The organism is Sphingobacterium paludis (assembly GCF_004364125.1).
Classification (GTDB): Bacteria; Bacteroidota; Bacteroidia; order Sphingobacteriales; family Sphingobacteriaceae; genus Sphingobacterium; species Sphingobacterium paludis.
This window is the reverse complement of the sequence record NZ_SNZV01000008.1, coordinates 142,129-164,696: the sequence shown is the minus strand read 5'-3', so window position 1 is coordinate 164,696 and position 22,568 is coordinate 142,129. Positions and strand designations below refer to the sequence as shown.

The 22,568-nt window shown below is 44.1% G+C and carries 17 protein-coding genes; 10 read left to right on the top strand and 7 right to left on the bottom strand.

Features of this window, described 5'->3' with window-relative positions; all coding sequences use genetic code 11:
* Positions 1 to 117 precede the first annotated feature (117 nt).
* A complete protein-coding gene (locus B0I21_RS16130; protein ID WP_133641511.1) occupies positions 118 to 1,074 on the bottom strand; it encodes a ribose-phosphate pyrophosphokinase in 957 nt (318 codons plus the stop codon).
* 626 nt (positions 1,075 to 1,700) lie between these two features.
* Here B0I21_RS16130 and B0I21_RS16115 point away from each other — a divergent pair.
* The 10 genes from B0I21_RS16115 to B0I21_RS16065 all read left to right on the top strand — a co-directional run bounded on the left by B0I21_RS16115 (position 1,701) and on the right by B0I21_RS16065 (position 17,120).
* Complete coding sequence (locus B0I21_RS16115) at positions 1,701 to 4,730, top strand: DUF2723 domain-containing protein (protein ID WP_133641510.1); 3,030 nt, start codon at positions 1,701 to 1,703, stop codon at positions 4,728 to 4,730.
* Positions 4,731 to 5,866: 1,136 nt separating this feature from the next.
* Positions 5,867 to 6,418, top strand: coding sequence for a bifunctional pyr operon transcriptional regulator/uracil phosphoribosyltransferase PyrR (gene pyrR, locus B0I21_RS16105; RefSeq protein ID WP_133641508.1), 552 nt, complete (start codon positions 5,867 to 5,869; stop codon positions 6,416 to 6,418).
* Between the two features lie 100 nt (positions 6,419 to 6,518).
* On the top strand, positions 6,519 to 7,457 hold the full coding sequence (locus B0I21_RS16100) for an aspartate carbamoyltransferase catalytic subunit (protein WP_133641507.1): 939 nt from the start codon (positions 6,519 to 6,521) through the stop codon (positions 7,455 to 7,457).
* 227 nt (positions 7,458 to 7,684) lie between these two features.
* Positions 7,685 to 10,714 carry a tetratricopeptide repeat protein gene (locus tag B0I21_RS16095; RefSeq protein ID WP_133641506.1) on the top strand — a complete coding sequence of 1,010 codons (3,030 nt, stop codon included), beginning with the start codon at positions 7,685 to 7,687 and terminating at the stop codon, positions 10,712 to 10,714.
* A 15-nt stretch (positions 10,715 to 10,729) separates the two neighbouring features.
* A complete protein-coding gene (locus B0I21_RS16090; RefSeq protein ID WP_133641505.1) occupies positions 10,730 to 12,463 on the top strand; it encodes a porin family protein in 1,734 nt (577 codons plus the stop codon).
* A gap of 40 nt (positions 12,464 to 12,503) precedes the next feature.
* Positions 12,504 to 13,550, top strand: coding sequence for an HU domain-containing protein (locus B0I21_RS16085; protein WP_133641504.1), 1,047 nt, complete (start codon positions 12,504 to 12,506; stop codon positions 13,548 to 13,550).
* Positions 13,551 to 13,597: 47 nt separating this feature from the next.
* The gene (locus B0I21_RS16080) at positions 13,598 to 14,299 is read left to right on the top strand and encodes a MotA/TolQ/ExbB proton channel family protein (RefSeq protein WP_037499428.1); all 702 of its coding nucleotides are present in this window, start codon (positions 13,598 to 13,600) and stop codon (positions 14,297 to 14,299) included.
* 137 nt (positions 14,300 to 14,436) lie between these two features.
* The gene (locus tag B0I21_RS16075; protein ID WP_133641503.1) at positions 14,437 to 14,844 is read left to right on the top strand and encodes an ExbD/TolR family protein; all 408 of its coding nucleotides are present in this window, start codon (positions 14,437 to 14,439) and stop codon (positions 14,842 to 14,844) included.
* Positions 14,845 to 14,983: 139 nt separating this feature from the next.
* Entirely contained in the window at positions 14,984 to 15,805 is an 822-nt protein-coding gene (locus B0I21_RS16070; protein ID WP_133641502.1) for an energy transducer TonB, read from the top strand.
* Between the two features lie 10 nt (positions 15,806 to 15,815).
* Positions 15,816 to 17,120, top strand: coding sequence for a bifunctional folylpolyglutamate synthase/dihydrofolate synthase (locus B0I21_RS16065; RefSeq protein ID WP_317130191.1), 1,305 nt, complete (start codon positions 15,816 to 15,818; stop codon positions 17,118 to 17,120).
* A gap of 50 nt (positions 17,121 to 17,170) precedes the next feature.
* On the opposite strand, the gene B0I21_RS16060 is transcribed toward B0I21_RS16065, so the two are convergent.
* The 6 genes from B0I21_RS16060 to B0I21_RS16035 all read right to left on the bottom strand — a co-directional run bounded on the left by B0I21_RS16060 (position 17,171) and on the right by B0I21_RS16035 (position 22,527).
* Positions 17,171 to 17,914 carry an SDR family NAD(P)-dependent oxidoreductase gene (locus tag B0I21_RS16060; protein ID WP_133641501.1) on the bottom strand — a complete coding sequence of 248 codons (744 nt, stop codon included), beginning with the start codon at positions 17,912 to 17,914 and terminating at the stop codon, positions 17,171 to 17,173.
* 180 nt (positions 17,915 to 18,094) lie between these two features.
* Complete coding sequence (locus B0I21_RS16055; RefSeq protein WP_133641500.1) at positions 18,095 to 18,706, bottom strand: alpha-ketoglutarate-dependent dioxygenase AlkB family protein; 612 nt, start codon at positions 18,704 to 18,706, stop codon at positions 18,095 to 18,097.
* Positions 18,693 to 19,556 (bottom strand): bifunctional transcriptional activator/DNA repair enzyme AdaA, encoded by an 864-nt coding sequence (locus B0I21_RS16050; RefSeq protein ID WP_133641499.1) that lies wholly within the window; start codon positions 19,554 to 19,556, stop codon positions 18,693 to 18,695. The genes B0I21_RS16055 and B0I21_RS16050 overlap by 14 nt, the downstream gene beginning before the upstream one ends.
* Positions 19,557 to 19,624: 68 nt before the next feature.
* Positions 19,625 to 20,704: an AI-2E family transporter gene (locus B0I21_RS16045; protein WP_133641498.1), complete on the bottom strand. Its 1,080-nt coding sequence runs from the start codon at positions 20,702 to 20,704 to the stop codon at positions 19,625 to 19,627.
* A 25-nt stretch (positions 20,705 to 20,729) separates the two neighbouring features.
* The gene (locus tag B0I21_RS16040) at positions 20,730 to 21,968 is read right to left on the bottom strand and encodes a carboxypeptidase-like regulatory domain-containing protein (RefSeq protein ID WP_133641497.1); all 1,239 of its coding nucleotides are present in this window, start codon (positions 21,966 to 21,968) and stop codon (positions 20,730 to 20,732) included.
* Positions 21,958 to 22,527: an RNA polymerase sigma factor gene (locus tag B0I21_RS16035; protein WP_133641496.1), complete on the bottom strand. Its 570-nt coding sequence runs from the start codon at positions 22,525 to 22,527 to the stop codon at positions 21,958 to 21,960. The genes B0I21_RS16040 and B0I21_RS16035 overlap by 11 nt, the downstream gene beginning before the upstream one ends.
* Positions 22,528 to 22,568: the final 41 nt, after the last annotated feature.

Sequence of the window (22,568 nt, the reverse complement as noted above, 5' to 3'; positions counted from 1 at the left end):
TTATTTTGAGGTGCAAAAATACGCTAAACTTTTTATTAATAAAAGAGTTAGCGAAAATAAAAGGCGGATTGATTAGATCCGCCTCTGTTTAAAAATCAAAAAGCCTCTTTCTATTTTTTATTTGATATCAAATAGATCGGATATTGATCCGTGCTCATTTACATTTTTTATGGCGTTGGCGAATAAATCCGCTGTTGACAACACATTGATTTTGGTACATTGTCCAATCTTTTCCTCATTCAAACGGATAGTATCGGTAACAATCATTTCTGTTAATACCGAGTTTTCGATCGTTTCATAGGCTTTACCAGAAAGAACAGCGTGTGTACACACGGCACGAACTGAATTGGCACCATTTTCCATAATCAATGCAGCAGCCTTAGAAAGTGTTCCTGCCGTATCACAAATGTCATCAATCAAAACAACATCCTGTCCTTTTACATCACCGATAATCGACATCGATTCGATTTCGTTGGCGCGCTTACGACGTTTATCACAGATAATAACCTCAGCGTTGAAAAATTTCGCAAAGGTACGTGCGCGGTAAGAGCCACCCATATCTGGCGAAGCAATCGTTAAATTAGGTAAGTTTAGCGATTTGATGTAAGGAACGAATATGATCGATCCATCCAAATGGTCCATCGGTATATCAAAGAAACCTTGAATCTGCGCCGCATGCAAGTCCATAGTCATGATACGGTGTGCACCTGCCGCCGTGATAAGGTTTGCCATCAATTTGGCCCCAATCGCAACGCGAGGTTTATCTTTTCGGTCCTGACGGGCGAAGCCAAAGTAGGGTACAACTGCGGTAATATAGTGTGCAGAGGCCCTCTTCGCAGCATCAATCATTAATAAAAGTTCGAAAAGATTGTCGGTAGGTTGATTGGTGGATTGGATGAGGAAGACGTCGCTGCCGCGAACGGACTCGTTGTAAAAAGGCTGAATCTCTCCGTCGCTGAACTTAGACAAGGTCTTGTCACCAAGAGGTTTGCCATAAGATTTGGAGATTTTTTCTGCTAACTCCACTGTTCCCGACCCTGCGAACAGCTTCACCGTGTTAAATTGCAAAGGCATTATGCGTGATTTTATGTTGGATTAACTCAATATTTTCACCGTACCTACCAAATAATGATCGAGAAAGTTGTCCGACCTGGATTCGAACCAAGACTAAATGAACCAAAATCACTTGTACTACCCTTATACTATCGGACAAAACTTTTCCAAAAGACCTCTTTCGGTATTGGGGGACAAAGTTAGCCAAATGTTTGTGAAAACAAAATACTTTTTGCAGCAATGAAAACGTTGATGGAGAATGGTTTACAACAAAAAAGGAGAACATTTTCATGCTCTCCTTTCTGTTGTCCGACCTGGATTCGAACCAAGACTAAATGAACCAAAATCACTTGTACTACCCTTATACTATCGGACAATCATCTTGTCAAGACATTCCGTTGTTCTGTTTTGACGATGCAAATATACGCCTGTTTTTATTTTTTGCAAAACTTTTTTTGCTAAAGGCGCGATCAGGGCTGATTTTCAGGCGGATATTTTTTGTGATTCTTCACGGGTCATCGTATCATGCGAAGCGAATAGCGCGTATCGTTTTAAAAACTTTCGTTAAAATGTGTAAATAATATTTAATACTCGGTTAGTATTCCTTAATTTCGAGCCATAAAATAGCATTACCTTATCTAGATAGAATGAATTACAATAAGATTAACAACCTTTTGGGATGGATTTGCGCTGCGATAGCAACGATAGTCTATGTCATGACCGTGGAGCGCACTGTTAGTTGGTGGGACTGTGGTGAGTTTATCGCATCTGCTTTAAAGATGCAGATCGTACACCAGCCCGGCGCTCCGCTGTTTCTCATGTTGCAAAATGTGTTTTCGAATTTAGCCATGGGGGATGGATCCCGGATAGCTTTCTGGATGAATATCGGCTCAACGATATGTAGCGGATTAACGATCTTATTTCTATTTTGGACCATCACAGCATTAGGGAGAAAAGTATTCACTGGATATGCAAGTAACGCTCCTTTGACTTCCCTGCAGCTATTTTTGGTGATGGCATCTGGCGTTATTGGCGCCCTTGCTTACGCGTTCACCGATACATTCTGGTTTTCTGCCGTTGAATCGGAGGTGTATGCCATGTCATCCCTGTGTACAGCCGTTGTATTTTGGGGTATTTTAAAATGGGAAGCCCGAGCAGAAGATGCTCATGCAGATAAATGGTTGATATTTATTGCTTACGTTATGGGCCTGTCCATTGGTGTCCACTTGCTAAATTTACTTGTTATTCCAGCTATAGCGTTAGTCATTTATTTCCGAAAAACAAAAGAGAGCACAAGTGCGGGCATCTTGAAGTCTTTGGGAATAGGAGTCGTGGTGTTGGGTGTGATTTTATGGGGTGTCATTCAATTCTCCATTAAGTTCGCGGCGTACTTCGACCTGTTCTTCGTGAATTCGTTGGGTGCCGGTTTTGGTATAGGTGCTGCGGTATTCGCCGTATTGGTTATCGCAGGGTTGGTGTATGGAATTCTTTATTCCATAAAACAAGGAAAGCGATTGTTGAACATTGCGTTGATTAGTACGGTATTTATCCTGCTAGGATATAGTTCTTTCGCGATGATTATGATTCGCGCAAAAGCTAACCCCACGTTGAATAACAGTGATCCAGACAATGCCTTTAGCTTTCTAAGTTACCTAAACCGCGAACAATATGGTGATGAGCCATTGTTTAAGGGGCGGTTTTTCGACGCTCGGCCCACCGGCATGGAAGAGGGCAAAAAGGTCTACCGTAAAGATGGTAATAAATACGTTGTTGCCAAGCGTAACCCCGTTTACACCTATGATAAGGAAACCTTGTTTCCACGGATTTATAGTGAAAAGGGCGGGCATCCTGAGTATTATCGGGAATACCTCGGGTTAGGGCCAAATGAAGCGCCAACTTTTGGCGACAATCTTAAATTTTTCTTTGGCTACCAAATCGGCCATATGTATGGCCGTTATTTCCTTTGGAACTTCGCCGGTAGGCAAAATGATCAACAGGGGCATGGATCCTTTACGGAAGGAAACTGGATAAGTGGTATCAAGCCTATTGATAACGCGTTATTGGGAGGGCAAGATAAATTACCTACCTCTGCGAAAACAGATCCTTCTAGAAACACCTATTTCTTTTTACCGCTTATTATTGGCCTGCTTGGTGCATTCTGGCACTTCGGCAAGCGGCAGCGTGATGCTGGCGTTGTTGGTTTGCTATTCTTCTTCACCGGGATTGCCATTGTTCTCTACCTCAATCAAACGCCGTTACAGCCGCGCGAGCGCGATTATGCTTATGCAGGTTCTTTTTATGCGTTTAGTATTTGGATAGGTTTAGGCGTATTAGCCATCGCGGAATTTCTTTCCCGAAAGGTAAATGCAAAGGTTGCTGGCTACGCGGCAGCGGCTATTGGTGTCGTTGCGGGGCCAGTTATTTTGATTGCCCAAAATTACGACGACCACAACCGTTCAGAGAAAACATTGGCGCGTGATATGGCGCGAAATTATCTTGAATCTTGCGCACCGAATGCCATACTGTTTAGCTATGGTGATAATGACACGTATCCGTTATGGTATGTGCAAGAGGTCGAGGGCTTCCGTACGGATGTACGCGTGGTGAACCTTAGTTTGCTCAGTGCAGATTGGTACATGAGACAAATGATGGAAAAGGTGAATGATGCAGATGCGCTCCCCATCAATATCGATCCCGAGTTAGTGAAAGATGGCGTGCGTGATGTTATTTATTACCAAGATTACAACATCCCTGGCTATGTGCCGGTCGAGAAGCTGGTTCAGGTGATGCTTTCTGATAATCCAGATAACAAAGCACAGCTGCAAAGCGGGGAATATGTCAACCTACTTCCGACGAAAAAAATGGAATTGGCCGTAAACAAACAGGCTGTGATTGCGAACAAAGTAGTTCCGAAAGATTGGGAATCTGCTATTGTGGATACCATGCGTTGGAATTACAGCTTAAATTATGTGAGTCGCGCCGAGTTGTCTATGTTATCGATTTTGGCTAACAACAATTGGAAGCGCCCAGTTTATTTTACGATTACAACACCGGAAGATAACTATATGGGGCTTGATCGGTATTTGGTTAGCGAAGGTTTCGCATACCGTTTAATGCCTGTGGACTTTGGCTTGAAGGAAGGCGATCCGGCTACGGTTGAAAACGTAGATCAAACCTACGATAACATCATGAACAAATTTACATGGGGCAACTTAGGAAAAGCGTCTTATATCGATCCGGATTCCTACCGGTATATCAGTATGTATGTGGGAACCATCTATGGGGAGACCGCACAGCAACTGCTTGCTTCTGGGGAGAATGATAAGGCCAAAAAGCTTGTCGTTAATGCATATGATAACATGCCTAAGCGAACCTATATGATGGGAGAGGCGATGAGTTATGTGCCTCTATTGGAAGTGATGTATAAAGTTGGCGAGACCGCGAAGGCGGATGAGATTGTAAAACGCAATCTTCAATTCATTCGGGAGAACATGGCGTACTATGAAGCCGTTTCTGAAGCGAAATCAAACCTCGAATATAGAAATATGCGTTTCGGATTAGCGGCTATCCAACGCTATAAGCAATTAATGGATCAAGTGAATCAACCTGATTTGAAAAAGCAGTCGGATGAGCTATTTAATGTTTACAAACACTATTTTGAGCAAGGAGCTCAATAGCGAAGTAAAGTTATAGAAATGCTTGTGATGAGCCCGATGTATAGTCGGGCTCATTGCATTTACATAACTTCTTTTGGATTATCGCCATCTACCTGCTAAGAACTATCTACTAGAATCTCACTACGCAGTTTTCCTCCCCACCACCTTTCCGCCGCATGCCGCGGCAAGGCAAATACTTTTGTAAGGTAGTGTGTTTTCCGAAACGATCGTCCTCCCCACATCCCTTCCGCCGCATGCCGCGGCAGGGTAAATACTTTTGTAAGGTAGTGTATTTTCTGAAACGATCTTCCTCCCCACCACCCTTCCGCCGCATGCCGCGGCAAGGCAAATACTTTTGTAAGGTAGTGTGTTTTCTAAAACGAATGTCCTCCCCACATCCCTTCCGCCGCATGCCGCGGCAAGGCAAATACTTTTGTAGGGCAAAAGTAATCAAAACCCCGTCGCTTGAAACCTTTGCAGGGAGGGTTTGTGCTGTGGCAAATGATTACATATTGCAAAGCTTTCGATGCGACATTTCGTTTAACAATGATCCCTGCAATTACTTAATCTACCAAAGCTTTTCTATATACTAAGTACTACATACTATCATCTATAACAATGCGACATCTCGTTTAACAATGATCCCTGCAATTACTTAATCTACCAAAGCTTTTCTATATACTAAGTACTACATACTATCATCTATAACAATGCGACATCTCGTTTAACAATGATCCCTGCAATTACTTAATCTACCAAAGCTTTTCTATATACTAAGTACTACATACTATCATCTATAACAATGCGACATCTCGTTTAATGTTGGCTGGAAGCGATAAAATATAAAATACCTGAACTTTACGCAATACGCATTACGCAATACCCCAATCTACATATCTAATTACTATCTACTACAATCTCCATTCGCATTAGATTGCCGCGCCATCGTACCTTCGGCTCGCAATGACAATCGCTTTCATGGCGACCTATGCTCACTACGACGCATTACGCACTGCTTAATATGCAATACTCGCTACGCCTTACAGCAATCTACATACTAAGTACTAAAATCTACATACTCACTACGCACTACCCATTTTAACCCAAAAGTGGCGTTATTGGAAAAAATAACGTAAGTTTGCCTAAACATTCCCATAATGAAACAATCGATTTTATTGGAAGGAGCCAAATTTCAGATCACAATCAAACGACTTTGTCAGCAGTTGATTGAGAATCATGGCGATTTCTCCAATGCCGTATTAATCGGAATTCAGCCAAGAGGTACTTATTTAGCAAAGCGCATTCAGAAGGAGTTGTTCAATATGACAGGACGCAATGTGCAGCTTGGCGTTTTGGATATCACATTTTACCGGGACGATTTCAGGATGAAAGGGGCAAGTCCGCTTGCTGCAAATAGTACCGTGATTGATTTTATTGTCGATGGCAAAGAGGTTGTACTTATCGATGATGTACTATGGACGGGGCGTACCATTCGCTCCGCGATGGATGCCATGCAGGCCTTCGGCCGTTCGGGAAAGATGGAATTGCTGGTTTTGGTCGATCGCCGTTTCTCCCGCCAGATTCCGATCCAACCCGATTATATCGGTATTCAGGTCGATTCCATCGATTCACAAAAAGTCATCGTAAGTTGGGAAGAAGTGGACAGCAGCGACAGCATTGTCTTGGTAACTGATAAGATAACATCATAGCAGGCGATGCCGAACACAGTCTCCACACCATCGATTTTGTGTTAGAAATATAAACAGATCTTTTTAGAGAAAAAACAAAGCGCTAGAAAACCTACATAACATGTCAACAACCATTGAGCAGCTTAGCACAAGACATCTTTTAGGAATAAAGGACCTGAAGGAAAACGATATTCAGCTTATTTTAGATACCGCGGCAAATTTCAAGGAGGTGTTAAATCGCCCCATAAAAAAGGTTCCTTCCCTTCGCGATATCACGATTGCAAATGTGTTTTTTGAGAATTCTACCCGTACTCGCCTTTCGTTTGAACTCGCTGAGAAGCGTCTTTCTGCGGATATTGTTAACTTTGCGGCCTCATCTTCTTCGGTGAGCAAAGGAGAAACACTGATTGATACGGTAAATAACATTCTCGCTATGAAAGTGGATATGATCGTTATGCGCCATCCCTATGCCGGCGCTGGCGTGTTTCTCAGTAAGCATGTCAATGCGCAGATTGTCAACGCTGGCGATGGTGCGCACGAACATCCTACACAGGCTCTGCTCGATTCCTTTTCTATACGGGAGCGTCATGGCGATATGGCCGGGCGAAAAGTTGCTATTATCGGTGATATTTTGCACTCCCGTGTGGCGCTATCCAATATCTTGTGTCTGCAGAAGCAGGGTGCGGAGGTAATGGTCTGCGGGCCAACGACGCTCATTCCTAAATACATCGGTTCGTTGGGTGTGAAGGTAGAACACGATTTACGCAAGGCTTTAAACTGGTGCGATGTGGCGAACATGTTGCGCATACAGTTGGAGCGACAAGATATCGCTTATTTCCCTTCACTTCGCGAGTATTCTATGTTGTATGGTTTAAATAAAGAGATCTTGGATTCGCTTGATAAAGAAATTACTATTATGCATCCTGGGCCGATCAACCGTGGCGTAGAGATAACATCAGACGTGGCAGATAGTAAGCATTCCATTATACTCGATCAGGTAGAAAATGGGGTTGCCGTCCGCATGGCAGTGCTGTACCTCCTCGCAGGACAGCGCGGGTAATAAACTCATTGTCAGCGTAAGAATTTTTTATGCCCGACTTTTTCAAGTGGGGCATATTTTTTAGCCAATATTTACGTTATATAGGACAGTTACCAACAGATGTTAAGAACTTTTGGGGAATACGTGCAACTTTAATTTTAATTTAGTATCCTGAATCTGTCCGCCTTTTTTGGCGTGCTATTTCATTTTTTTTAACGGGAAGAATAGTTGTTGAATAATTCATCAGTATGAATAAGAAAATTTATGGTGTAGGTGTAGCATTGAGTTTATTGAGCTCGGTTTCGTTTGCGCAACAAACAGCCTGGCAACAAATTAATAATGCCTACAAGTCTGGAATGGAGTTGTTTGAACGAGGGAAGTACAGCTCAGCCGCTAAGCAGTTTGATCGGGTAGAGGATATTCGCACGAAATCGACACTGCAGTTGGATGAAACAGAGGAGCTAACGCTGCTTAAAGAAAACGTTCGTTTCTATCAAGCAATCTGTGCATTGGAATTAGGTGATTCGGATGCAGAGTCTCGCTTTTTAAAATACATCAAAGATTATCCAGCAAGCGCAAATTCAAAAGCGGCTTATTTTCAGATCGGTAAATCGTACTACGCAAAAAAGGATTATGTGAAAGCGATCGAATGGTTTCAAAAAATCGATAGCAAAAACCTAGCCGGCGCAGAAAACATAGAGTACCGTTTTAAATTAGCCTATGCACAGTTTATGACGAACGACTATGCATCCGCAAAGCCTGTTTTTGAAAAGCTAAAAGATGAAAAAGGTCAATATCAAGAAGCATCTATCTACTACTACGCCTACCTATCTTACTTAGATGCAGAATATAAAACCGCATTGAACGAGTTTGAACGTTTAGAAGGCTCCAAGACTTACGAGAATAGCTATCCCTATTATATCACGGCGCTATACTTTCTCGATAAGCGCTATGACGATGTTCTGAACTATGCCTTGCCGATTTTGGACCGCACCAAGCAAGAGCATGAAACTGAACTCTTCCGAATCGTTGCCGCAACGTACTTTATCAAAGGTGATCTTCAGAAATCTAAAAGCTATTACGATAAATTTCAGGCGCAAGACCAAGGGAAGACGCAGAATAACCAAGATAGCTACCAGATCGGTTACATCGCGTATAAGCTGGGCGATTATCAAAAGGCCATTCAGGAGCTCGAAAAGCTGACTGAGCCGGATGCTTATTACCAAAGTGCTATGATCACTTTGGGTGATTCATTTTTGAAAACGGGTAACAAGCAAAGTGCAAGAAATGCGTTCTTCCGGGCATCGAAACTCGATTTCGATCCGCAGTTGAAAGAAGAAGGTTTGTTCAATTACGCGAAACTATCCTACGAATTGGAGTTTCACCAAGTGGCACTTGATGCAACACAAGAGTACTTGGAAACGTACCCGCGCTCTGCGCGTCTTGAAGATGCAAAAACGCTATTGGCGGAGGTGTTGCTAAGCACTAAAAATTACCGTGCAGCCGTAGATATTTTGGAAGGTATCAGCAAACGTGGGCGCGATGCCAACGCTGCCTACCAAAAAGTAACGTACTACCGTGGTCTAGAGTTTTACAATGAGCGCGCTTTTGAGAATGCGATTTCGATGTTTATACGCTCGGAAGGCAATCGATACGACGAGGAGATCTATGCGCTATCTACCTATTGGAAGGCGGAAGCCATGTATGAGGTCCGTAAGTACGGCGAAGCTGTATCTAACTTCAATAAATTTTTGCAGCTGCCCGCTGCACGAAACACCGATGTATACAGCTACGCGAATTACGCTTTGGCCTATGCTGCATTCCGTAATGACCGATACAATACGGCAGCAAATTATTTCGAACGCTTTTTGGCCACCGGTGGCAAAGACGGTATTGAGATCAATACCCGCAATGACGCCTTAGCTCGGTTGGCCGATTCGTATTTCGGAATGAAAAATTATGGACGCGCATTGGAATACTATAATAGGCTCATTAGTTCCAAAGCACCGAGTCAGGACTATGCCTTGTTTCAACGGGGTATCATTCAAGGGTTACAAGGAGATAATAACGCTAAAATCGCTACACTTAATTCCGTTGTGAAGCAATTTCCAAAATCGAACTATGCGGATGACGTGGCATTCGAAGTGCCTTATACGTACTTTTTGATGGGCGACTACAATACCGCAATATCTGGCTTGCAAGCCATGGTACAGGAATATCCGCGGAGCAGCTATGTGCCCCGTGCGCTGGTGACCATCGGTCTTGTTCAATACAATAAAGACGATAACGACGCCGCTTTGGCAACGTTCCAGCGCGTGGTTGATCAATATGCCACCACAGATGAAGCGAAGCAGGCCCTTATATCGATTGAGAATATTTACTTGGATAAGGGAGACGCGACGGGTTATATCCGCTATGCAACGAGTACGAATATTGGGGATTTAAGTACTGCACAGCAAGACGCGCATACCTTCAGCGTTGCAAAAACGTTATTTGACCGAGGCAATTACCAAGGTGCAGTAGAAGCTATCAATGCTTACTTTGACAAATTTCCTAAACCGATTCAAGAGAAACATGCTCGTTTTATCCGGGGCGAAAGCTACGCACAACTTAAAAAAGATAAAGAGGCTATTCACGATTTCAATATCATTATGAATGACTGGACGAGCGCTTATACCGAGCAGACGCTGATGAGTGTTGCCAGGCTACATTTACGCAACAAGGCTTACAATGAGGCAGTTCAAGTATTGCGTAAGCTCGAGTTGACCTCCGAATACAAATCAAATTACGGTTTTGCTATAAACAACCTGTTGATCAGCTTCTTCAACGTCGGTGATTATGTTGAAACGCAGAACTACGCGAAGTTGGTTAAAAACTACGAGAAATCTTCTGAGGAAGACATCGCATTGGCGCATCTGTATTCAGGAAAGGCCTACGTGGCTACGAATAAAGCCGCTGATGCATTAAAAGAATTTAACCTTGCTGCACTTAAAAGTAAGACCGTAACCGGTGCAGAAGCACGCTACAGGGTAGGAGAGCAACAACTGAAAGCGAAACAATATGATAAAGCGATCGAGTCTGGATTTGATATTTCAAATACATTTTCTTCGTATGATTATTGGGTAGCTAAAGGTTTTATTTTAATGTCTGATGCCTACCTGGGCAAAGGGGATAAATTCCAGGCAAAATCGACATTGGAAAGCGTGATCGAAAATTACGATAACGATAAAGATGATATATTGAAAGAGGCGAAGTCTCGTTTAGGAAAATTGAAATAACAAGAATAGGATAGCATGATGAAATTGCATAAAACAGTATTTAAGAATTACGCAGTTGTAGCGTTTTTGCTTGGTTTAGGTGTTGAGGGATATGCGCAAACCGATCCTCAAAAGCCGGTTACTATCGATTCTTTTGATGTCGTACGTGATTATAAACCTATTCTTGCTGATGCCGTGAAAATACGTCGAAGCCCCGATATGACGAATAAGCGCAGTTATATGCCGAAGCTGACATACGGCAACGTTCCAGATAAAAAATTGGATATCAATACCGGGTTGAAAGAGCTTGATGTACAGGAAACACCGTTCTCCCAGGCACAGGATGTGCGCAGCAATTACGTCAAGTTCGGTCTTGGGAATTTCAATACCATTTTAGGGGAAGGCTACTTTTCGTATGATGAGTATGAGGATTTACGCGTAGGTGGTTTCGTGAAGCATCTCAGCCAGAAAGGGAGTTTGGAAGGACAGCGCTTTTCCCGACAAGAGGTGGGCGTGTTCGGTCGCCGTATTCTGCCTATGTTAACCGTCGATGGAACCATTGGGTATAACCGCTACGGAACAAATTTTTACGGTATCCCCTTGGCGAATGATCGCGTTACTTCGCTAAACCCGACGCCGGAAAAGCAAGTTTTTAACGATATCTATTTTACCGGAGAGCTAACAAGTAATTACGATCCAGAGAATGAAGATGCATTCAGCTATTCTGCCAAATTAGATGCGTACTCGTTCAGCGATAGGTTTGATGCCAAAGAGACATCTTTTGCCGTATCCGCTTATTTCAACAAACGCGTGCGGGCATTTAACATCGGAGCCAACTTAAGCGTGGATGTAAACAATGTTGATGGCACACCCAACAGCGGTGTTAACGGACAGACGAAAAACTCGCTGGCTACCCTAAATCCATACATCCGGTTTAAAGGCGATAACTACGCCATTACGTTGGGGGCTAACTTTGTTCCGGAATTTGGCGATAGTACAAGCTTCAATATCTTCCCTTCGGCAGAAATTGATTTTGCTTTGGCCCCAGAGTATTTCCATATTTTCGGGGGGGTGAATGGTGGCGTGAAAAAAGCATCATACCGTGACTTTGCTCGCCAAAATCCGTTCATTGGGCCTAATTTAGGAATCCAAAATATGGTCGAACGGTTAAATTTCTTTGGTGGTATCAAAGGCAACGCCGGCGCAACATTCGGCTATAAAGTAAAGGCCATTTATCGTCAACTGGAAGGATTGCCTTTGTTTGTCAACAACATGGAAACGCCGTTTCAGTTTGATGTAGTGTATGACGGAAACGGGGACGAATCTGTTAAACACGTTGGTATAGAAGGAGAAATTAACGTGCGTCTATCCAAACTTGTCAATTTGGGCGGACGTCTTAATATCGATCAGTACACGGCAGCACAGCAAGACGAAGTGTGGCACACGCCTAAAATGCGTTTAACGGCAAATGCGCGCTTTAACATTTCTGAAAAATTGTATATCGATGCTGAAGCTTTGTTCCATGGTGTGTCGTACTCACGAGCATATGATTATGATGCAGCAACAGGTGCGGTGATCACATCTATACCCTACGTTAGGGCAGAAGTCCCTTCGTTCTTCGATCTTAGTGCAGGTGCCGAATACAAAGCGACAAAGCAACTTGGACTCTTTGTAAAAGCCAACAATATCTTGAATACCGAGTATCAAACGTATTTGTATTACCCAAGATTGGGTTTTAACATCCTTGGTGGCTTAAATTTTTCATTTTAAAGCCAGAAGATCATAACTTTGCAGTCAACTATACGATAGGATGAATTTAGGAAAGAACGTACATAGTCTGTTAAAACGACAGCCGGAAGTCTTTGTAAAAGGCTTAGGCGCTTTTAAGCGGAACCATACGCCGGCGACGTATGATGAGATACGTCATGTTTATCTTCCTCCCATTACGTACATAGACTTTGATCAGACCAGTGCGCAGGGACATGATTTTATCGCTTATCTCGCACAGCTGGAATCGATCGATGTGAAGACAGCAGAACATCAGGTCTCCTTGGCCGTGACATCGCTGTTGCATAAAATCGAGGAAGAGGGACAAGCGAAATTAGATGATTTGGGGTATCTGGTTAGTTATGGCGGTGGGTACGTATTTAAAGCGCTGGATCTTTCAGGGTTTAATTACGAGCCGATTGAGGGGATGAAGCCCGTTGCCAACCCACTCTTGCAGGAAGTCAAGAAGGAACAATTGCCGGCGGCAGTGGTTCCTACGGACGAAGCCACAGATCCGCAGCAGCAAGTGCCCGAAGAAATCTTACAACCATTTTTTGAGAACCAAGGTTTCGATCCCAAGCAAGCCAATAATAATACCGTTTGGTATGTGCTGATTGCTGTGTTTGCGCTGGGCATCATTGGGGCGGTTTATTATTTCAGTCGTCCAGTATCAACAGAGATGGATAAGAGCGTCATTGTTGTAGAATCCCCGCAAGATACCGTAGCTTCTACACCCGCCCTTGTTCCTGTAGATAGCAGCAAAGCACGTCAAGATTCTTTGGCAGCAAGTTTGGAAGATACGCTGATGAATACGATTCCTGCAACGGATGTCCCGGTAAAGACGGTGAACAAGAAACATGCGTGGCAAATTGTAATCGGTACGCACCGGACAATCGATCAAGCTGAAGAGCATGCTGCAGCCATGCATAGTAAGGGGTATGACAAGGTGCGGGTGATCCCTAGTAATATGCTGAAGAATAAGAAAAAAGTGATCTGGGATTCCTACGAAACAAAGCAGGAGATGGAGGCGGCACTTCAATATGTTCGTAAAAACGTGGAAAAAGACGCATGGCCAGACAAAATAAATTAGTAATAGAATAAACATAAACCTGATAACAAAATATACGAAACAAGACTATGTCATTAATACAAGAGAATTTAACGGTGGATTCTGTGAACTCGGTTCAACAGCAGGCGGTAGCATTAGCAACAACGGATGAAAATCTAAACCTTATAGAGTTGTTGATGAAGGGAGGTTGGATTATGATTCCAATTATTTTCCTTTTGTTTTTAGCCTTAGTTATCTTTTTCGAACGCTACATCACGATTCGTAAAGCGTCGAAAACGGACTCAGGTTTGATGTCACAAATTAAAAGCAACGTCATGTCTGGACGCCTAGACGCAGCAATAGCAGTTTGTCGCTCCAGCAATTCGGCGCTTGCGCGCATGCTACAGAAAGGTCTTGCTCGGGTAGGGCGACCAATAAAAGATATTGAAGGTGCAATCGAGAATGCTGGAAAGCTGGAAGTGTCAAAATTGGAGAAAAACATCAATATACTTGGAATTGTAGCCGGTATTGCGCCCATGCTTGGATTTGTGGGAACAATATTTGGTGTTATTCAGATCTTCCGTGACGTGGAAGTGGCAGGTGGTATCGATATTGGATCGGTATCTGGAGGTCTTTATGTAAAGATGATTGCTTCTGCTAGCGGGCTTACCGTAGGTATCTTAGCGTATATCGGGTACCATGTGCTTAACATGATGGTAGAGCGCGTGATCTTACGCATGGAGACAGATTCTGTAGAGTTTATAGATCTATTGGACGAACCAGGCGTATAGCTTGAAATAAGGCAGTCAACGTGATCTCAAGTATTGAAGCCTTCGCTTTTTATTTTCACGTTTGACTTGCAGATCTTGACTTTTAAACCGAGCGTAGCGAGCTCATCAAAGATAATTTTGACTTTTCACTTTGACCAATGAATTTAAGAAATAGAAGACATAAGCCTACGGCTGAAGTGCATACAGCGGCCCTGAACGATATCATGTTCTTCTTGATGCTGTTCTTTCTACTGGCTTCTGCGGTAGCAAACCCGCAAGTTGTAAAACTTCTTTTACCGAAGTCCAGTGCGGGCGAACAATCTGTTGCGAAGAAAACATTGACGGTTTCTATCACTGCAGATTTGAATTACCATGTAGATAAACAAACGGTCGGTTTAGATCAGTTAGAGCCGTTAATTCAAAGCCAGATTGTGAACGGCGAGGAATTAACCATTATGCTTTATGCGGATAGTTCGGTGCCGATTCAGAACGTGATTTCTGTTATGGACGTCGCGAATAGAAATAAGGTGAAGCTGGTTTTGGCGACCGAGCCGAAGAAGGACTAGAGGGTAGTGAGTAGTGGGTACTAAGTAGTGCGGACAGGGGGAGCATTAAGAATTCTGACTTATCACTTTTGCCTTCTCATTTTTACTTTTACCTTCTCACTTTTGAGTTTTTAATTTTGACTTTTTAATTTAAAAAAGCATGTATTACCATTCGCAAGAGGAAAATAATCTACCAAAAGCCCTAGGACTGTCTACGGCTGTAATGGGTATTTTGGTGTTGATTGCGTTTTTTGTGGTTTTTGGAGGCGATGTGCCGCGCTATGGTATGGGCGGTATTGTTGTCAATTATGGAACTGCGGAAGAAGGCATGGGGGATGATTATATGAGTGTTGATGAGCCTTCAATGGACGAAAATGCGAATAATGTCAAGCCCGATAAAATAGATCCGGTTGCTACGCCAGTTCCTACACCATCCCAACAAGTAGCGGATAAAGTAGTGGCCACACAGGATGTTGAAGATGCGCCGGCTGTTCCAAAAAACGAAAAGCCCGTTAAAGCAAATGCCGATGTGGCGACGGTGGAAAAGAAAGACGCAAAGCCCGCGGTTAATCCAAATGCCTTGTATAAAGGGAAGAAGAATAATGCCACAGGTACGGGTGATGGTACAGGCTCGACAGCCGGAAACCAAGGTAGTAACCTCGGCGACCCTTTGGCTAGCAATTATGGTGAAGGAGGCTCTGGGGATGGTAACATGATGCTTACCATCGCTAACCGTCGTTTCGAAGTGCCACCACGCATCCAAGATGATGGTCAACAAGCAGGACGTGTTGCTGTAGAGTTTAAAGTAAACCAAAACGGGGTAATAACCTATGCCCGCGCCGGCGTACGTGGCACGACGATATCCAGTCGCAGCCTTCTTGAAAAGTGCGAAAGAGCCGTTATGGGAGCCAGATTAAATCAACTTCCCAATGCCCCTGATTCGCAGACAGGCGTTATTTTGTTCAATTTCAAGTTGAGATAGTTTACTTTCGATGATGAAGACATACGATGAGGTAATCGAGTATTTATATGCTCGATTACCCATGTTTACACGAGATGGTGCTAGCGCTATCAAAAAGGATGTAGACAACACACTTCGTTTCTGTGCCGAACTTGGTAACCCCCATCAACAATTCAAATCTGTCCATGTGGCAGGGACAAACGGTAAAGGATCGACCTCTCATATGTTGGCCTCTATTTATGCCTGCGCTGGGTATAAAACCGGATTGTACACATCGCCCCATTTAGTAGATTTTCGTGAACGCATACGCATTGATGGGCAAATGATTCCTAAAGCGTATGTCGTCGAGTTTATCAATAAGAACTTACCGCTGATTGAGGATATCAAACCTTCATTCTTTGAGGTCACCGTTGCACTAGCTTTTGATTATTTTGCAAAGGAGCACGTCGATATCGCTATTATTGAAGTCGGGCTAGGCGGCCGGTTAGATAGTACGAATATTATTACACCAGAGCTATGTGTTATAACGAATATTGGTTTAGACCATATGAATCTGCTGGGTGACACATTGGAGGAGATAGCGGCTGAAAAAGCGGGCATCATAAAGCCGGGCATTCCGGTGGTTGTTTCCGAACGAAACGAAGATATAGCCCATGTGTTTGAACAACGAGCAAGATCGTTGGGCGCACCACTAACATTTGCATCGGCCGAGCTTGAGGTGGTAAGCGTAGACCCTAAGCGCGAAGGTGTGCTGGTTGACATACAAGATCGTAAAACAGATACTCACCAATCTTGGACCATGCAACTATCCGGGTTATACCAACAGAAGAATTTGCTTGGCGTACTCACAGCAGTGGATAAATTGAGGCGTCAAGGCTGGGTGATTGAAAATTCGCATGTACAAGATGGGCTCTTGCATGTACAGGAAAACACCGGGCTGCAGGGCCGCTGGCAAACATTATCCACCGAGCCATATATTATCTGTGATACGGGGCACAATGAAGATGGCATTCGAGCCGTTGTTTCAAATTTAGCGCAGGTAGACTACAAAAGATTACACTTGGTCATCGGAGCCATGCGCGATAAAGATCTAAGCCATATGTTGCCCTTATTGCCTAAAGAGGCTGTCTATTATTTTGCCAGCCCCGATATGCCGCGTGCGTTGCCGGCCGTGGAGTTAAGGGCTGCTGCTGAACAATATGGTTGTATAGGGCATGCATTTGACTCCGTTAATCAAGCGCTGCAGACGGCTTTAGACCACTACGAAAAAGGTGACCTTATATTTATCGGGGGAAGCAATTTTGTCGTGGCAGAAATCTTGGCGAATAAAACATAGTATAGCCCTGCTAGGGCAGCGCTATACCGCAAGTCATAAAAGTTTCCAGATTATTTCGCCAGATAGCCCCCGTCCACCGGGTAATAGCTACCGGTAACAAAGCTCGATTTGTCGGAGGCCAACCAAAGCGTCAGTTCCGCGACTTCTTCTGGTCTTCCCAAACGCTGCATCGCGTGTTGCGACGCTAGGTAATCTTGTGTTCCTTGGTCAAGATGATCATTTATTAGTGGCGTAGAAATAAAGCCCGGACCAATCGCGTTGATACGTACGTTGCGCGTACCATATTCCCAGGCTGCAGATTTTGTCAGACCAACTACGCCATGCTTAGCCGCTACATATGCGGATGATTGCGCGAAGCCCACGGCTCCTAATATAGACGCGACATTGATAATCGAGCCGCCGACCTTCTCGATCTCGGGGAGTTGATAGTGCATACCATAAAAGACACCATTCAGATTTATGTCAATCACTTTATTCCAGGAATCTAGTGGATATTCGCCGACAATCGCAGCGGCACCGCCAATACCGGCATTATTGACCGCAATGTGAAGCGCCCCAAAATTTTCAACGGCTGCATTCACAATTTTTTCGTTGTCTTCAGGCGATGAAGAGTCCGCTTTAATAAAAACAATTCGTCCATCTTTATCTGCATTGACCAATTCGTGGCCCAATGACTCATTTAAGTCAGATACGACGACTTTGGCGCCAGCTTTTAAAAAGGCTTCAACAATCGCTTTGCCGATACCAGAAGCGCCACCAGTTACGATAGCCACTTTATTTTCTAACTGTTTCATATGTAAATAATATATTTTTTAAGACCATCTGAAATGTCTAGAAATCAAAGACATCGCATAATAAAATCTTTATATACAATGTACACAAAATCGATGCAGTAAATAGCGCGAGGTCAACTACGCTGAACGAAGATGATTATAAAACAACAAAACCAAAGCGTTGTGACAATGTGTTGATGATTATTGGTTTTTTATAGTTCGGAATGTAAGGTTAACCCGCGGAGTCCGCACTTTCACGGTTGGTGGTAGGCGATGCAACCAGTGATCCTGCGTTTCGCCTTTCATCGTTAATAGGCTGCCGTGCTCCAACTGCATGTAGATGGAAGTTTTATCCCGTTTGTGTTTAAATCCAAACTTCCGTTCTGCGCCGAAGGTTACCGATGCTATTGTGCCATGTTTCTCTAAATCCTTTTCGCCATCGCTATGCCAAGCCATGCCTTCCGAGCCATCATTATACAGGTTACAAAGGCACGAGTTAAAACGAGTCTTGCTATGCGCTTCCACTTTCTTTTTGATATCGAGAAGTAGCGCTGGCCAGGGTAAAGCACGCTTCAAAATACCGGAATACGTATATTCAAAAGCATGATCTCCATACCAGGCAACCTTGCGCTTCGTCGTCACATGTTTACCAAAAATCACCGCTTGATCATGCTGCCAGTCCAGGGTTTCTAATAATTGCTGGAGATAGCTGTCGGCATCCTGCGCTGTAAAAATTTGACCAAAGTAATTTACCTCACCATCATAGGGGAGCAGGTTTTTGTCGGGTTCGATAGGATCTTCAAATAGTTTCATCCGTGTTGTTCCATGTTAGTGCACTTTCCCATGCGATGAGCGCGGTTTTTCGAACGAGCCCCCAACGGTAGCCGCCCAGTAGGCCAGAAGTTTGTATTACCCGATGGCAGGGAATGAGATAAGCGATCGGGTTACTCCCGATGGCGGTACCTACCGCACGTGACGCAGCACTTCTCCCTATGCGTTTCGCAATGTGTTGATAGCTCAGAAGCTGCCCGGCAGGAATCTTGAGTAACGCTTCCCAAACATGCAATTGAAAAGGTGTACCTCGCAAATGGAGTTTGACTTCCTTTAAATCCGACCAATCTCGATTGAAGAACGCTAACACCGCTTGGTGGATGGCTGATGGTGCCGCGATAAACCTCGCGTTAGGATACATAGCAAACAGTGTTTCGCTTACATCATGATCCATGCTTTCAAAAGCCACATAGCAAATACCCTTGGCCGTCGATGCGACAAAAACATCCCCAAACGGCGAGGGATAGGATGCATAATGAATCAACAACTGTTTGCCCCCTTGTTGGTATTCTGCGGGCGTCATACCTTCGATCTTGATGAAGAGATCGTGCAGTCTACTTGTGCTCGATAGGCCTGTGTGATAGGCCGCGTCAAAAAGATTGCTCTGCTCTTGGAGGAGGAGCTGTTTAGCATGCTGAATACTCGTGTATTGCAGAAACTTTTTCGGACTCACGCCCGCCCATTCCTGAAAGATACGTTGGAAGTGCTCGGGGCTAACGTGCACATGATCTGCGATGGACGATAGCGATGGCTGGCTTTTGTAGTTTGTCTGTACAAAAGCGATTGCTTCCGCGATACGATTAAAATTTAAGATGTCTTGTTGCGTTTCCATATCCTAATTTCAGCTTTTTAACAGGCAAAAAAAATCCATTTCTTGTGATGTTGCCATGTCATGTTGTTTTAGGGTTCACGGTCAAGATGCCGTCCGCTCTCCATCGGATTGTCTGCTTCGCCTCGATCGCCTTTTCCGTACTCATGGCTATATACTTTTATTAATAGACCAATGGAGGAGAGAATCAACGGGCCAAAAATCAACCCCAGCATACCAAACAAGTTAAGCCCTAATAGCACACCGAATACGGTGATCATCGGTGGCACATCACCAATGGTTTTCAGGATCGTAAATCGCAATACATTATCAATTCCACCTACTAAAATAAAACAGTAAATGAAAAGCCCGATACCGTTCGCCGTCTCGCCCGATGCTAGGGTAATAGCGCATATCGGTATATAAATGGTCATTGTTCCTAAAATCGGCACAATAGACGAAATGCCAGTGAGTAGACCCAGCAGCACAAAATTATCAATACCAAACACCCAATAGCCGATCATGGCTACAACACCTTGAAAGAATCCCAAAATCGGAATGCCTATGGCATTTGAACGTACCATAACATTGACTTCGTTCCATATGTCGCGTTTGCTTTCCGGGCTGAACGGAATTGCCTTGTACAACGTTGACTCCATGTACTTGGCATGAACTTGCATAAAGTAAAGTACGAAGAAGGTCACAATAATATTTACGCCAACCTCAGCCACAGAATTTAAGATATTAGGCACATACCGCGTTAAACGTTGGAGGAAGGTAAGTAGCGCCGTATCCGACATGTCTATATCCTTTAAAAGAGGTTTGTCGCTCATAAATACTTTCAGCGTATTAAACTTGTCGATAATCTGCTGTTGATTACTGAAAAAATGGTTTATTTGGGGCACCAGATAGTCGATAAGCGCCCACATAGGAAGAATAATAAAGACGATAGATAGCAAGATAAACAGTAGGCTTGTCAGCGATTTTTTCCAACGGAAAAATTCGGTAAGCCTGAAATAGGGCCTGCGGAAGAGTATATACAAGGTGATCGCGCCCAGAAATCCGGGCAGATAATACGACAGATTTTTAAATACCAGAATGGAGATCAAAATAATGATAATGATCAGCATGATCTGATTGATCGAGTTATTGTTAATTTGTTTATATTTCATTGCTCTCGTCTAAAGGAATTTCCTGTCAGAATTCAATTTTCACGCGCACCGGTTGGTTTTCTACATTTCGTTCCCAAGTCGGGCCATCTTGTAACAATCGGATTGCCTTGGCATCGTGTGCAGTACTTACAGATTTCTCTATCTGTATGTTAACAGGCCTACCGTGGCTATCCAGGTCAAAGGTTAGAACAACGGTTCCAGAGGATAAGCCTGCTGTCGTCAGGGCATTTTTAATATATGCATTAAAATTGCGCCATCCACCCATCGGCTTGGGCTTGCCAGCCTTAGCTTTACTTTTTTTGAGGCTTGATACAACGACTTCGTCCAAGCTATTGTGCTCGCGGTTTAGTCTGATTTCCAATGCTGATGTTTCGGCGAGCAGTTGCTTCGATTCGTACCCAACATAGTTTAGCGTGAGATTGACTCGGTTGGAGTCAGATACCAGGGTAAACCTGCCGAGGCTATCTGCTGATGTGGTTTTGTTCGATATAAGGTCTTTGATAACTGCATGTTGGAGTGGGCTGCTTGTCTCGGCATCCAATACCTTTCCAGATACGACAGCTTGAGCTGTATTGCTAGTCGTGAGGCTGATGCTGCTGCCACGGATTGGGGTACGCTCCGCATTGCCCGCTCCCGATTGCTTTCGGGCGGGTCGCGTTGCTGTCACCTCTACGGCGTCGAGTGCATTGCTCGGCGCCAGCGCGACAATCAACGCATCGCTGTCTTTGGCAAGGTCGTCGCCTGTGCTATTGCTATCACGCAGGATGTCGGTCGATGTTGGTTCGGTATTTCGTGTAATCCTAGGCCTCCTCGCTGCAAGTTGCTGGGGTGAAGCTTCCCCAACCTGTTCGTTGGACGGTTCGATGCTGTCCGCTTTATATAGCGGAGAAGGAGTGTGCTCCTGACTGACCGGCCGATCCGCTTTCTCGACCGCTATGTTGTGTTCTTGCGGCTGCGGCGACCGTAAAAAGATGTAGGCAGAGATACCCAATACCGCAAGCATCGAAGCGGCAACGCTTAACGATCGCCAAGGCAACACTCGTGTTTTTTCTCCACTTGGTGACACCCGTACTGCAATCTCCCGTTCGATCATTTCTTTTTGAGACGGCAGCTGCTGTAAGTGTTCCGTCTCGACGCCCAGAATAAGATCCATAAGCATTTCGTCTGCCTCGGCCGCACGTTCCACCTCATGCATCTCCACCGGAGTAAGTTCCCCCCGCACGTAGCGACGTATATATGCGATATCGAATTTCCTATTCTGCATTGCTCTCCATACAAATTTTCAAGTTCCTCTTTCCGTTTTGGATAAAGCTCTTTACTTCCTTTACATTGTATCCACTCAGTTCCGCGACTTCCTTATAGCATTTCTCTTGCAGGAAAAACAGATCTACCGTGATCTTTTGCTTCACGGGAAGCTTTTCTATACAGCTTTCCAGTAGCGATAACCGTTCCTCTTTTTCGGCATAGTTCTCCTCTTGATGCAGATTGACCGAGAATTCCACAAAATCATCTACAGGAATCGTAAATTGCTGTTTACTGCTGCGTAACGCCATCAAGCAATGGTTTTTGCTGACCACGTAAAGCCATTTTGGGAAATCCTTGATGTCCTGTTTATTTACTTTATGAATAAGCTCTTCAAAGAGCTGCATCACCGCATCTTTACTTCGCTCGGCATCTTTAAAGTAACGCAGGCAGACGTAATACACCATCTCGCTGTGCCTGCTATACAATTCACCCCAGGTCGCCAACTCGCCCGTAGCCTTGTAGCTGGATAATAAGTCTCCATCGGACATTGTTCGTTCTGACGAGGTGTAGCGCTTCATATTTCCGAGGTAAAATAATTTTTTTTTCCCGCTTATGGAAA